10 protein-coding genes, 1 tRNA gene and 2 pseudogenes are annotated in these 13,066 nt (G+C 60.1%); 7 read left to right on the plus strand and 6 right to left on the minus strand.

The features are described from left to right. Positions 1 to 23 precede the first annotated feature (23 nt). Positions 24 to 1,478, plus strand: a complete 1,455-nt coding sequence (locus BMY54_RS27850; protein WP_093441477.1) for an amidase — start codon at positions 24 to 26, stop codon at positions 1,476 to 1,478. Between the two features lie 86 nt (positions 1,479 to 1,564). Beyond that, positions 1,565 to 1,641: transfer RNA gene (locus BMY54_RS27855), tRNA-Met, on the plus strand. A 95-nt stretch (positions 1,642 to 1,736) separates the two neighbouring features. On the opposite strand, the gene BMY54_RS27860 is transcribed toward BMY54_RS27855, so the two are convergent. Continuing rightward, positions 1,737 to 2,837, minus strand: a complete 1,101-nt coding sequence (locus tag BMY54_RS27860) for a DUF2817 domain-containing protein (RefSeq protein ID WP_093441481.1) — start codon at positions 2,835 to 2,837, stop codon at positions 1,737 to 1,739. A gap of 260 nt (positions 2,838 to 3,097) precedes the next feature. On the opposite strand from BMY54_RS27860, the gene ggt reads away from it, so the two are divergent. The 4 genes and pseudogenes from ggt (at position 3,098) to BMY54_RS27880 (ending at position 6,896) form a co-directional block, all read left to right on the plus strand. After that, on the plus strand, positions 3,098 to 4,930 hold the full coding sequence (gene ggt / locus BMY54_RS27865; protein WP_093441485.1) for a gamma-glutamyltransferase: 1,833 nt from the start codon (positions 3,098 to 3,100) through the stop codon (positions 4,928 to 4,930). Positions 4,931 to 5,326: 396 nt separating this feature from the next. Further along, entirely contained in the window at positions 5,327 to 5,695 is a 369-nt protein-coding gene (locus BMY54_RS27870; RefSeq protein WP_093441490.1) for a DUF6124 family protein, read from the plus strand. 119 nt (positions 5,696 to 5,814) lie between these two features. Next, a pseudogene (locus BMY54_RS27875) lies at positions 5,815 to 6,021 on the plus strand (type II toxin-antitoxin system HigA family antitoxin); the annotation flags it as partial. Between the two features lie 62 nt (positions 6,022 to 6,083). Further along, on the plus strand, positions 6,084 to 6,896 hold the full coding sequence (locus BMY54_RS27880) for a MerR family transcriptional regulator (protein ID WP_093441495.1): 813 nt from the start codon (positions 6,084 to 6,086) through the stop codon (positions 6,894 to 6,896). 39 nt (positions 6,897 to 6,935) lie between these two features. On the opposite strand, the gene BMY54_RS27885 is transcribed toward BMY54_RS27880, so the two are convergent. The 5 genes and pseudogenes from BMY54_RS27885 to BMY54_RS27900 all read right to left on the minus strand — a co-directional run bounded on the left by BMY54_RS27885 (position 6,936) and on the right by BMY54_RS27900 (position 11,155). Next, positions 6,936 to 7,568, minus strand: coding sequence for a LysE family translocator (locus BMY54_RS27885; RefSeq protein WP_093441500.1), 633 nt, complete (start codon positions 7,566 to 7,568; stop codon positions 6,936 to 6,938). 74 nt (positions 7,569 to 7,642) lie between these two features. Beyond that, positions 7,643 to 8,242: a flavin reductase family protein gene (locus BMY54_RS27890; RefSeq protein ID WP_093441504.1), complete on the minus strand. Its 600-nt coding sequence runs from the start codon at positions 8,240 to 8,242 to the stop codon at positions 7,643 to 7,645. Between the two features lie 166 nt (positions 8,243 to 8,408). Next, entirely contained in the window at positions 8,409 to 8,969 is a 561-nt protein-coding gene (locus BMY54_RS31430; protein ID WP_371748318.1) for a methyl-accepting chemotaxis protein, read from the minus strand. Continuing rightward, a pseudogene (locus BMY54_RS31435) lies at positions 8,949 to 9,866 on the minus strand (PAS domain-containing protein); the annotation flags it as partial. The pseudogene BMY54_RS31435 and the gene BMY54_RS31430, both read right to left, overlap by 21 nt. Next, entirely contained in the window at positions 9,842 to 11,155 is a 1,314-nt protein-coding gene (locus BMY54_RS27900) for an MFS transporter (RefSeq protein WP_093441570.1), read from the minus strand. The pseudogene BMY54_RS31435 and the gene BMY54_RS27900, both read right to left, overlap by 25 nt. A 334-nt stretch (positions 11,156 to 11,489) precedes the next feature. On the opposite strand from BMY54_RS27900, the gene BMY54_RS27905 reads away from it, so the two are divergent. Then, a complete protein-coding gene (locus BMY54_RS27905) occupies positions 11,490 to 12,908 on the plus strand; it encodes a short-chain fatty acid transporter (RefSeq protein ID WP_007912940.1) in 1,419 nt (472 codons plus the stop codon). Positions 12,909 to 13,066 lie beyond the last annotated feature (158 nt).

A 13,066-nucleotide genomic window follows, 5' to 3' on the forward strand; every position in this document is an offset into this window, starting at 1 on the left:
AGCCGTCTCAAAGGCCGCTTGCAATGAACTCTAATAACATCAGCGAACTGGTCCTGTTGCAGGCCCACGCGCTCGCCGACCGCATCCGCCTGCGCCAGGTGTCCTGCCGGGAAGTGATGCAGACTTATCTTGCCCATATCGAACGTTTCAATCCGTTGGTCAATGCGCTGATCAGCCTGCAATCGCCGGAACATCTGCTGGCTCAGGCCAATGAGCGCGATGCCGAACTGGCGCGCGGCGAGTACCGTGGCTGGATGCATGGCTTGCCTCATGCGATCAAGGATCTATCACTGACCCAAGGCATCCGCACCACATTGGGGTCGCCGCTGTACAAGGACTTTGTGCCTGAGCGCGACGGCATCATGGTCGAGCGGATCAAGGCAGCCGGCGCAATCATCATCGGCAAGACCAACACCCCGGAATTCGGCCTCGGTTCGCAGAGTTATAACCCGTTGTTTGGTGCGACCGCTTGCGCGTATGACCCGAGCAAAACCGCAGGCGGCAGCAGTGGCGGTGCGGCGGCGGCGCTGGCGATGCATCTGGTGCCGGTGGCGGATGGCAGCGACATGATGGGCTCGCTGCGCAACCCGGCGGCGTTCAACAACATCTTTGGTTTTCGTCCGTCACAGGGTCGTGTGCCGTTTGATGACAGTGCCGATCTGTTTTTCGATCAGCTCGGTTACGAAGGGCCAATGGCGCGCAGTGTGAAAGATGCGGCGCTGCTGTTGTCGGTGCAGGCTGGCGGTGATGCTCGGGCGCCGCTGTCCATCGCTGAATCCGGTGAGGCGTTTGCGGCGCCGCTGGAGCGTGATTTCAAAGGCACGCGGTTGGGTTGGTTGGGCGACTTCAACGGTTATCTGCCGATGGAGAACGGCGTTCTGTCGCTGTGTGAGAAGACCTTTGCCGACTTTGAAAGCTTCGGCTGCCACGTTGAGTCCGTTCAGCCGGATTTCGCGCCTGAGCGGCTGTGGAGCAGTTGGCGGACGTTGCGGCACTGGATGGTCGCGGGGTCGCTTGGCGCGACGTATGCCGATCCGCAGAAACGCGCATTGCTGAAACCGGAGGCGATCTGGGAAGTGGAAAACGGTTTGAAGCTATCGGCCAGCGAAGTGTTCGCCGCCTCCGTGGTGCGCAGCGATTGGTATCGGGCGATTTCTCGGCTGTTCGAAAAGTACGATTACCTGCTGCTGCCCAGCGCCCAAGTGTTCCCTTTCGATAAAACCCAGCCGTGGCCAACGTCTATCGAAGGCGTGGCGATGGATACCTATCACCGCTGGATGGAGGTGGTCATCCCCGGCACGTTGTCGGGTTGCCCGGTCGCCAATGTTCAGGCGGGGTTCAATTCGGACGGTTTACCGATGGGGCTGCAAATCATCGGCAAGCACCAGGCCGACTTCGCTGTCCTGCAATTGGCGCACGCGTATGAGCAGGCCAGCCGCTGGTTCCAACGCTGCCCTTCGCCGCTGCTGAGGCAGTGATTTTGATAAACGGTTGAAAGCGTAGAAAAAATTTTTAAATTTACGCTTGACGCTTTTCCATTTCAGGGGAATAATGCGCGCCACTTGGCTACATAGCTCAGTTGGTTAGAGCATAGCATTCATAATGCTGGGGTCCGGGGTTCAAGTCCCTGTGTAGCCACCAAGTACTAAAAACGGCTTACCAAAAGGTAGGCCGTTTTTTTATGCCTCGAGAAAAGTGCGATTTCGTGATGGGGGATTTCTCCCCTCATCTGGTTTTCAGCCTGTCAGCGCCGCCAACCCTTTCACCCAGATCTGCCGCGTGCGCAAACCGACCATTGCCCGCCAGTCCGGATCAGCCGGATAAAACTGCTCCAGCAGATTCAACTTGATCCCCCGCCCCGTCGCATCCAGCGGATCACCATGCAAATGCAGCCAATGGTCATCACGTAAATGCCGATGCACAGCCGGCCCCGGATACGTTCCGCATTCGATCACGAACGGCATCAACTGAACATCCGGCAAGGCATTGAGCAACGCCTGCGAGGTGTACCCCGTAGCCGTCGCCGCCACACTCGTTTCGCTCAAGGTGTCGGCGCCGGTGTGCAGCGTGTAAAGCCATGAGCCATAAATTGCCTGGGCCTGCGCGAGTGCCGGGTAAGGCGCCTGGGTGATGGTCAGCAACATCGGATGACCGTACTCGCCGGCGCCGGTGTGCAGGTCGAAGCACATCACGGTTTCCGCTCCCGCCAGATGCGCGTCGATGATTTGATGCAAGGTGCGATTCGACCAGCTCGGCGCGCGGCCACCGTAAAACAGTCCATCGGGATGACTGTGCTGACCGCCCTCGACAATCGACATTACTGCCGGCCAGCCGTGTTCGTTGATCTGCGCATCGAGCAAGGCATCCGCGCGTTGGCGCTCGGGGCCATGCAGATCGGTGCAGGCGCAGATTTCATGCAGTGCCGCGTACGCGCGGTTATCCGGTAAGGGTCCTGTGAAATCGAGGTGATTGCGGTTGAGGTCGATGTTGTCTTCGTTGACCCGGCGTAACCACGCCGTACCCCATGGGTTGATCAGGTGCACCATCACCACTGCGACATCCTTGGGCAGCGATCCGGGTGCGAAGGTTTTCAGCCATTCGATCTGGCAATCCGAGCCGTAATAGCCCTCGACTCCGTGGGTACCGCTGAGCGCTACCAGCCGGCGCTTGGCCAGCGGATCGCCGAGCACGGCGACGTCGGTGCTCAGCGGTTCGCCGAATGGCCCGCAGCGTGGATGTGCGTAGGAGGTGAGCGCGGCACCGGCGGCATTGGCGGCGGCGATGAACTGTTCGCGTTGATCGTGGTAGCTGGATTTGGTGGGGAACTCGCTGTGCATATCAGCCTCTTGTTGATCTTGTAATTGTGGGAGCGAGCCTGCTCGCGAAGGCGGTGGTGCATCCAACATTTGGTTGCCTGACACGCCGCATTCGCGAGCAGGCTCGCTCCCACAGGGGCGAATTTCAGTTCGATGAGTTTGCGGTTGACCCTAGCGAACATCCGCCCCGAAAAGAAAGACAAAAATGCCCACCGGTTTGCGTCGCGACCGAGCGGTCGATAAAGTCCCTGAGACTTTTATCCCACGGACGGAGAGCCCGCGTGTTTTCAGCCTTGCCCTTGAGCCGCTTTCGCCTGCCTGCCCTGACGCTGATCATCAGCGCCCTGACCCTCACCGCGTGCAACGCCCCGCCCTCTTCGACCCTGCCGCTGGCACCGGAAGCCGCGTCCGGTTTCCGCACCGATCTGCAAACCCGTCACGCCAACCAACACATGGCCGCCGCTGCCAATCCTCTGGCTGCTGAGGCCGGTCGCGAAATGCTGCGTCAAGGTGGTTCGGCGATTGATGCAGCGATTGCGATGCAAGCGGTGCTGACTCTGGTTGAGCCGCAGTCTTCCGGGATCGGCGGAGGCGCGATGATCGTGTTGTGGGACGGTAAACAGGTGCGCACGTATGACGGCCGCGAAACCGCACCGGCCGGAGCCACCGAGAAGCTGTTCTTGCGTGCCGATGGCCAGCCTATGTCGTTCCCGCAGGCGCAGATCGGCGGTCGTTCGGTCGGCACACCGGGCGTGTTGCGCGCGCTGGAGATGGCACACAAACAACACGGTCGCCTGCCATGGGCCAAGCTGTTTGAACCGGCGATCAAACTGGCCGAGCAAGGCTTTGCGATCTCCCCGCGTTTGCACTCGCTGCTGGAAGCAGACCCGGTGATCCGCCAGTCGCCGGACATGGCCAAGTACTTCCTCAACGCCGACGGCAGCGTCAAAGCTGTTGGCACGCGTCTGCAAAATCCGGCATTGGCCGCCGTGCTCAAACGCATCGCCAACGAAGGCCCGGACGCACTGTACAAAGGCCCGATCGCTGAAGAAATCGTCGCCAAGGTGCAGGGCCACGCCAACCCCGGCAGCCTGTCGCTGAACGATCTGCAGCGCTATCAGGCCAAGGAACGTGCGCCGCTGTGCACCGATTACAAACGCTGGCAGGTCTGCGGCATGCCGCCGCCATCGTCGGGCGGCATCGCCGTGGCGCAGATTCTCGGCACGTTGCAGGCGCTGGAAACCCGCGATACACGTCTTTCCCTGACGCCGCTCAAACCGCTGAAGACCGATAAACCGGCCGGCATTGAACCGGATCCGCAGGCCGTGCATTTGATCGCCGAGGCCGAGCGTCTTGCCTACGCCGACCGCGCGCAATACGTCGCCGACACCGACTTCGTGCCAGTGCCGGTCAAAGGCCTGGTCGACCCGGGTTATCTGACCAGCCGCGCCAGCCTGATCGGCGAACGCAGCATGGGCAGCGCTAAACCGGGCACGCCACCGGGTGTGCAGGTCGCCTACGCACCGGACCGTTCGCCGCTGCGCATCTCCACCTCGCAAGTGGTCGCGGTGGATGACCTCGGCGGCGCGGTGTCGATGACCACCACCATCGAAGCCGCATTCGGTTCACACCTGATGGTTCAAGGTTTCTTGCTGAACAACCAGATGACCGACTTCTCGTTCATCCCCGAAGAGTACGGCCAGAAAGTCGCCAACCGCGTCGAACCCGGCAAACGCCCGCGCTCGTCGATGGCGCCAACGCTGATCTTCGATCGCGCCAGCGGCGAATTCGTCGCCACGGTCGGCTCGCCCGGTGGTTCGCAAATCATCGAATACGTAGCGAAAACCACCGTCGGCCTGCTTGACTGGAACCTCGACCCGCAAAGCGCCATCAGCCTGCCCAACTTCGGCAGCCGCAACGGCCCGACCGAACTGGAACAAGGCCAGTTCAGCCCGGCGCTGATTCAGGCGCTGAAAGACAAAGGGCATGCGGTGAATGAAATCGACATGACCAGCGGCACCCAGGCCATCGTGCGGGTCAAGGATGCGCAGGGGAAAGCGTCGTTGGAGGGTGGCGCGGATCCACGGCGTGAAGGCGAAGCGTTGGGGGATTGAGGCTAGGACGCAAAGAGAAAAGGCTTACCGTGAGGTAGGCCTTTTGCTTAGCACACCGCGTATTTCAAATCGGGATGTTTAAAAGCTGCGAGGCAAACAGAGAACCGTCCCACAAGGTTTTCAGGTTGTCCGTCGGACGTCAGCTCTCTAGCCTGTACTCGTCGCTGCCAATTCAGTGACCGGGATTGGAAACCCCGAGTAGAACCGAGCGCACAAGCGCCTTTCATAACGTATCCTTGCGCACCTTCATGGTGTGCACTCCGTTATGGCGGCTGTGCGCGGGAGACCTTCGGGTCAACCGGGTTCTCCGTTCCCCGGGTTTCCAACCTGCGTACAGCTGCCACCTATTCGTTCGGAAACCGAATCGGCCAGCTCCAATCCTGATCGGAGAACACCATGAAAAAACCAACACCCAATCCCCCCGAAACAGACACCGACCCAACATCCCCGTACGCAACCATCGACAGCAAAAAACTCAACGAAGCGGCCGACCGCGCCCTCGACCACTACCTCAAACCGACCATTCACATCATGGCGTCCACCCGCGTAGCTGAACCCATGTACCTCGCCAACCCGGTTTACGACACCGAATCGCTGCTGGCCAATGCCAGTGAGTCCCTGGGTTCGGTCACCGAGATGCTCAACAATTTCGCCGCTGTGCTGGATACCGCGCACCGCAAGACCGCGCTGGGCATCGCGCAAATCGTCATGCTGACTGAGCTGGCGGTGAATCAGGCGCTGGATAATGTTCAGCCGACTGCATAATTACTTCGACGTATAAAAAATCCGATGCCCGCAAAGGCATCGGATTTTTCTTGTAGCCAAAGATCGGGCGAGGGAGCACCGCAAGCCGGAGTCATCGCCCGCTGAAATTAGGGCACCTCATGAACATACTTCCGATTCATACCGAAGAAGACTACCGTGCGGCGCTGCAAGACGTTTCTGTGCTTTTCGACAATGAACCGGAACGTAACTCCCCGGAAGGTAACTACTTCGAGGCCATGATCACCTTGATCGAAGTCTACGAAACCAAGCAATTTCCGCGCTATAACCCGACCGAAGCATTCAAATTCCGGATGGAACAATCAGGGGATTGAGTTTGCCCTTGGGGCAAGCTTTACCGTTGAGTCCAAGCAGCCCACAGGAGAGGTTCATGCTTACCATCGGACAAATGGCCCGCTGCCACGGGCTCACCACCAAGGCATTGCGTCATTACGACAGCATTGGCCTGTTGAGCCCGGCAGCCACCGGCCGAGACAACGGTTATCGCTACTATCGCCCGGAGCAAATCGTCACGCTTGGCCGAATCATCTGGCTCAAACAGTTGGGCTTGGGACTCGACGAGATCAAAGTCTTGTCCGCCAATGGCGGGCTGGACAGTGTCGTCAATCTGCGTGAAACCCTCGAAAAGCATGCGCAGCAATTGAAAGCCCATATCCAGCGCAGCGAAAACGTTTTAGGGCAATTGAACCGTTATCTTGCACAACCGGATCGTCCGCTGCCGGCCAGGCAAACGCCTGCACGTGTCGACTATCCCGCCCTGCGAATCATGGGCATGACCTGGCAACAAGATGAAGAAGGCACCATCGCCGACATGTGGCAGCGGTTTGTACCACGGGAAGAAGAGATCGACCGTCTGCATGAACCGCTCGGCACTTTCGGCGTGTGCCAGCCGCTGGAAGACGGTCAATGGCGCTACATCGCCGGCCTGCCTGTGGGGCGCAATGCGCCGCTGATTTGCGGCATGGTCGAATTGCAGATACCGGCTCGGCGTTATGCCCGCGTGGAGCACCACGGAACAGTCACAACGCTGCCGGAAACCTTTCGCGCCGCTTACAGTGAATGGCTGCCTGCCGCCGGTATGGCGCCAGACGAAGGGATTGAATTCGAGTATTGCGGCGAGCGGTTCTTCGGTCCAATGGACCCGCGCAGCGTGGTCGAGTTGTACATTCCGCTGAAGGACTGATGGTCATGAAAAAGGCTGCAAACGCAGCCTTTTTCACGATCAGCGATTCGCCAGCAGATGCGCACCGAACAGCAGATAGCAGCCACCCGCGAACCGATCCAGCCATTGCCTTGACCGCTCATACACACCAGCGATCCGGCGACTGGCGAAGAACAGCGCCACGCAGCAATACCAACTGAACGACAACGTCGCCATGGTCAGCACCGCCAGCGCCAGCAACAGTGGCGGGATGTGAGCCGGCATGGCGGTGGCGAAGACGGTGGCGACGAATAACGCCGATTTGGGATTGGTCATGTTGCCCAGAAAGCCCCGCCAGTAAGCGCCGAGCAACGTTTGCTGCGAGTCATCCAGCGTGCCCGCGACAATCGGCGCCTTGCGCTTGAACTGCTTGAGCCCGAGGTAGATCAGGTAGCAGCCACCGGCAATCTTGAAGCTCAGGTACAGCGTCGGCGCGGCACTGAACAGTGACTGAATGCCCAGGCCACCCGCCAGCCCCCACACCACGGTCCCGCTGGCCACGCCGAGTGCCGCGACGACACCGTGGCGGCGGGAACGGCTGACCGCCAGTTGCGCGATGTTGAAGAAATTCGGGCCGGGCGTGACCACGGCCACCGTCCACAACAGGGCCAACGACAACAGCGGCGCCAGATAACTTGAAAGGGAAAGATCCATGGGCAAGCGCCTGATCGGTTCGACGATGCCCTCTACCTTGCAACATCCTGCAATGTTTTGCCATCAGCCGTCATTCAGACCGCTAGCGTCTTGCCATCCACCGCATCACCAATCTTCAGGAAATGCCCACCCGCCACGTGGTGTAAGGTGCGCAAACCATCATGACCTTCGAAATGCCAGCGCCCGTCACTGAACACACGTTCATCGGCATGGGCGGCGATGACTTCGGCGAGGAACAGGTCGTATTGCTCGTGATTGCGCGGCTCAGGCAGCAAGCGGCATTCCAGCCAGGCGACGCAGCCGTCAAGCAGCGGCGCTTCGACTTGTTCGCCGGAAAACGTCTGCAAGCCGTACGCCTGGAACTTGTCTTGCCCTTGGGTTTGGGTGATGTCCAGACCCGAGGTATTGCCGACTGTTTGCACGATGTCGGCCTGATTGACGCACGGGACGTTGAGCACGAAGGTGCCGGACGCTTCGAGCAACTGGCGGGTCCAGGTGGATTTATCGAGGACGACGGCGACTTTCGGTGGCTCGAAATCCAGCGGCATGGCCCAAGCGGCAGCCATGATGTTGCGCTGGCCGTCATGGGCGGCGCTGACCAGTACGGTCGGTCCGTGGTTGAGCAAACGGTAGGCTTTGTTCAGGGGCACCGGGCGGCGGTGGGAATCGCTCATGGGATCTGCTCCGGGGGAAAAGGAGCCGATTGTAGCGCTGCCACTGAAGAAACACAGAACCTGTGGGAGCGAGCTTGCTCGCGAAAGCGGTGTGTCAGTCAACAGCACTGCTGAGTGAACTGACGCCTTCGCGAGCAGGCTCGCTCCCACATGGGACCAGTGCAGGTCAGTGGGAGAGTTGGTTGGCAAACTGGCCGACAGCATTCACGACTTTCTGCGCACCGTCCTGAATCTCGACAATCACCGTGCCCGCCTCTGCCGCCAGCGCCAGGCCCTGTTCAGCCTGGAGCTTGCCGTCGGTCATCAGCGCCACCGCATTGCGCGCCATTTCCTGGTTCTGCCGCACCACGGTGACAATCTCTTCGGTCGCCTGACTGGTGCGCGACGCCAGTTGCCGCACTTCGTCAGCCACCACCGCAAAACCACGGCCCTGCTCACCGGCGCGCGCCGCCTCAATGGCAGCGTTGAGCGCCAGCAGGTTGGTCTGTTCGGCAATGCCGCTGATGGTTTTGACGATGGTACCGATCACCTGCGACTGCTCGTTCAGCGCTTCGATACCCTCACCGGCAGCCTGCATGTGCCGCGACAGATCACGCATTACATTCACCGCCTCGGTGACCACAGTGGTGCCACGTTGCGCGGTGCTGTCGGTTTGCTGCGAGGTGCTGTAGGCAATGCTCGCCGCGTCGGCTACTGCTTGTTCGCGGTTGACCTGATCGGTGATCACCGTGGCGAACTTCACCACTTTGTAGAGTTTGTCGTTGGCATCGACCACCGGGTTATAGGACGCCTCCAGCCAGACCGTACGACCATGGCTGTCGACACGCTTGAAGCGTTCAGCGACGAATTCGCCGTTGTTCAGACGTCGCCAGAAATTCTGGTACTCGGTGCTGTTGTATTCCTCCGGCGTGCAAAACATGCGGTGATGTTTGCCCTTGATCTGCGCCAGGCTGTAACCCATGCCGCTGAGAAAGCGATCGTTGGCATTGAGCACATTACCGTTAAGGTCGAACTCGATTACCGCCGTCGAACGCACCAGCGCACCGATCAGATTTTCGTGTTCACGCGAGGCTTCGATGGTGCGGGTCAGGTCGCTGGCGTAAAGCGAAATGTGCTTGATCCGCCCGTCCGAAGAACGCACCGGTTGCACGATCGAACGCAGCCACGCCTCCTCACCATTGCCGCGCAACAGGCGCACGGCACCGGCGAAATGCTCGCCGCGGGTCATGGCGTTTTTGAAGCGGTGATGGAATTCGTCGGTCTTTACGTGGGCCGGGACGATATCTTCAATCGCTCGACCGATCAGGTCCTGGCTCTTGTAGAGCATCTCGGTAAGGAAGTTCTGGTTGACCGATTGAATGCGCCCGTCAGGTTCCAGGCACAGCACCAGCATCTCGCTTTCCAGGCTTTCCTTCACCTGCACAAGGCTGGAGAGTTCTTCACGAAGAGTGGCCAGCTCTTGCTTCAGGCGTTTGTTGAACATGGGAAAGTACCGATGGGCAGGATAGAAAGCGGGATACAGCCTAGCCATCGGCCTTGAAAAGCTTTTCTGAAGAGCGTTTGCGACCCGTCGGTCAAAAATAGTTCGAGCGCACGCTGTCAGGCAGCTCCGGCCACCTGACATTGTCCTGTGCGCGGCATTCGCGAGCCAAAATACGCTGCCGTCAATAGCCCCACAACGCCCATCACCGCGCAGAACATCACACAGATCCACGGACTCCACGGCATCAGACCGATCAGCAACAGCGGTGTGGTGCTCGCCCACGCCGCGTAGGCAATGTTGTAGGTGAAGGAAATGCCGGACACGCGGATACGCGCGGGGAACAAGCCGACCATCACCGATGGCACGGCGCCGACGACACCGCACGCCAGACCAGCAATGGCATACGCAATGCCAATCCACTCGCCACCGCTGATCAGGCAGCCATAAAGCACACCGATACCCAATGGCAGCAGCAGACTGTAGAGCATGACCGTGCGCCACGCACCGAGGCGATCAACCAACAGACCGGCAATCACACAGCCGATATTGAGGAAGACGATGCCCAACGCGCTGAGGGCGAAGGTGTGGCTGGCGGTCATGCCGAAGGTTTTCTGCATCATGGTCGGGGTGATGACGACGAACACCACCACCGCCGAAGTCAGCACGCAAGTCAGCAACATCGCCGGCAGCATGGCCAGTCGATGCTCGCGCAACACCGTGCGCAGCGGCAGCTCGACCCGCGCCTCACGCTGCGCTTCCATGGCCATGAACACCGGGGTTTCGCTCAACCAGCGGCGCAGGTAAACGCCGATCACGCCGAACACACCACCGAGCAGGAACGGATAGCGCCAGGCGTAATCGAGGATTTCCGCCGGGGTGAAGACTTGCGCGAGGAACGTCGCAGTCAACGCGCCGATCAGATAACCGAAGGTCAGCCCGGCCTGCAAAAAGCCCAACGCGTAACCACGATGGCCGGCCGGTGCGTGCTCGGCGACAAACACCCAGGCACTCGGCACTTCCCCGCCGACCGCCGCGCCCTGCAGGATGCGCAGCGCCAGCAACAGCAGCGGCGCGAAATAACCGATCTGGGCATAGGTCGGCATGATCCCGATCAGCAGGCACGGCAGCGCCATCATCAGGATGCTCAGGCTGAAGACTTTCTTGCGCCCGAGTCTGTCGGCGAAATGCGCCATCAGGATCCCGCCCAGCGGCCGCGCCAGGTAGCCGGTGACAAAGATCCCGAAGCTTTGCAGCAGACGCAGCCACTCAGGCATTTCCGGCGGGAAAAACAACTGACTGAGGGTCAGGGCGAAGAATACGAAAATGATGAAATCGTAAATCTCCAGCGCCCCGCCAAGGGCCGCAAGGCCGAGGGTCTTGTAGTCGGAGCGGCTGAACGGCAAGGGTTTGGCCGTGGATTGGGCGGTCATGGCAAAGAACTCTGGCAGGCAAAAAACCAAGGCGCCCATGGTCTACGCAAATGGCCGGATGGACAACCCGTTAGACCATAGTCCCGGTTTTGCAAAAGCTGCTCACAAATCGTCTTCGCTTGATTTACTGTTGAAGCCTGTCCTGCCAGGTGAAACCCACCGACCTCGAGCCGAGCCGGGAACCTTGTAGGAGTGAGCCTGCTCGCGATAGCGGTGTGTCTGTCACCTCCATGTTGAACGTGCCGATGCCATCGCGAGCAGGCTCACTCCTACAGGAGATCTGCGTTTCGCCTGCCGGATCAAAAATAACCATAAAAAATCCGAGGTACTTCCTGTGGCCGTTGATATCGAAGATAGCCGCTCCGCACGCTTTGCCCTGCGCTGTTCAAGCTTTGCCGAACGCTGGTTTCCCGATTCCTGGGTATTCGCCGCGCTGGCCGTGATCATCGTCGCCCTGGCCACCCTGGCCATGGGCGCGAAACCCACCGATGCGGCGATGGCGTTCGGTGACGGCTTCTGGAGCCTGATCCCGTTCACCATGCAAATGGCCTTCGTGGTAATCGGCGGCTATGTAGTCGCCAGCTCGCCGCCCGCCGTGAAACTGATTGATCGCCTGGCGCGGATCCCGAAAAACGGCCGTTCCGCCGTGGCCTGGGTGGCGCTGATCTCGATGGTCGCGTCCCTGCTCAATTGGGGCCTGTCGCTGGTGTTCGGCGGTTTGCTGGTGCGCGCCCTCGCCCGCCGCACTGATCTGAAAATGGATTACCGCGCCGCCGGTGCTGCGGCTTATCTGGGCCTTGGCGCGGTGTGGGCGTTGGGCTTGTCGTCGTCGGCTGCACAGTTGCAGGCCAACCCCGCCAGCCTGCCGCCGTCGATCCTGTCGATCACCGGGGTGATTCCGTTCACCGAAACGATTTTCCTCTGGCAGTCCGGCGTGATGTTGCTGGCGCTGATCGTGATCTCGATCATCATCGCCTACGCCACCGCCCCCGGGCCGAACTCGGCGCGCGACGCCAAGGCCTGCGGCATCGACCCGGCCTTCAACCTGCCACCGCTGCAACCGCGTACGCGTCCGGGTGAATGGCTGGAACACAGTCCGCTGCTGATCATCGTGCTGGTGCTGTTGGCAGCGGGATGGCTGTTCCATGAGTTTTCAACCAAACCGGCGATCACCGCGATTTCCGGGCTGAACACCTATAACTTCCTGTTCATCATGCTCGGCGCCTTGCTGCACTGGCGGCCGCGCAGTTTCCTCGATGCCGTCGCCCGCGCCGTGCCGACCACCACCGGCGTGTTGATCCAGTTCCCGCTGTACGGCTCGATCGCCGCGCTGATGACCACGGTCAAAGGCACGGACGCGCAAACCCTGGCGCACCACATCTCAACGTTCTTCGTCAGCATCGCCTCCCACGACACTTATGCACTGTTGATGGGCGTGTACTCGGCGATTCTCGGTTTCTTCATTCCATCCGGTGGCGGCAAGTGGATTATCGAGGCGCCGTACGTGATGCAGGTCGCCAATGATCTGCAATACCACCTCGGCTGGGCAGTGCAGATCTACAACGCAGCCGAAGCGCTGCCGAACCTGATCAACCCGTTCTACATGCTACCGCTGCTCGGCGTACTCGGGCTGAAAGCGCGGGACCTGATCGGATTCTCCTTTGTGCAATTGCTGGTGCACACGCCGCTGGTGCTGCTGTTGCTGTGGGCGTTGGGGACGACGCTGGCGTATACGCCGCCAGTGATGCCTTAACCCAAGCGGGGCGCAGTCATGATGGCCGCGCCCCACACTTTTCTCCTGAAACAGCTCTGTGTCGGGCTGCCTGTCGCAAATAATGGCTCAGAGCCATCATCCTACTTTACCGCATCGCTCCCTCGGTAATATTCTGCGCGCCCATAAATGTTTCATTT

The sequence above is a fragment of the Pseudomonas sp. ok266 genome, from assembly GCF_900110195.1.
Taxonomy (GTDB): domain Bacteria; phylum Pseudomonadota; class Gammaproteobacteria; order Pseudomonadales; family Pseudomonadaceae; genus Aquipseudomonas; species Aquipseudomonas neuropathica.

Bases quoted from the DNA above. Each gene is read 5' to 3' on its own strand.
- BMY54_RS27850 (WP_093441477.1), top strand. From the start codon at position 24: ATGAACTCTAATAACATCAGCGAACTGGTCCTGTTGCAGGCCCACGCG.
- BMY54_RS27860 (WP_093441481.1), bottom strand. From the start codon at position 2,837: ATGCACAGCGAGTTCCCCACCAAATCCAGCTACCACGATCAACGCGAA.
- BMY54_RS27870 (WP_093441490.1), top strand. From the start codon at position 5,327: ATGAAAAAACCAACACCCAATCCCCCCGAAACAGACACCGACCCAACA.
- BMY54_RS27880 (WP_093441495.1), top strand. From the start codon at position 6,084: ATGCTTACCATCGGACAAATGGCCCGCTGCCACGGGCTCACCACCAAG.
- BMY54_RS27885 (WP_093441500.1), bottom strand. From the start codon at position 7,568: ATGGATCTTTCCCTTTCAAGTTATCTGGCGCCGCTGTTGTCGTTGGCC.
- BMY54_RS27890 (WP_093441504.1), bottom strand. From the start codon at position 8,242: ATGAGCGATTCCCACCGCCGCCCGGTGCCCCTGAACAAAGCCTACCGT.
- BMY54_RS27900 (WP_093441570.1), bottom strand. From the start codon at position 11,155: ATGACCGCCCAATCCACGGCCAAACCCTTGCCGTTCAGCCGCTCCGAC.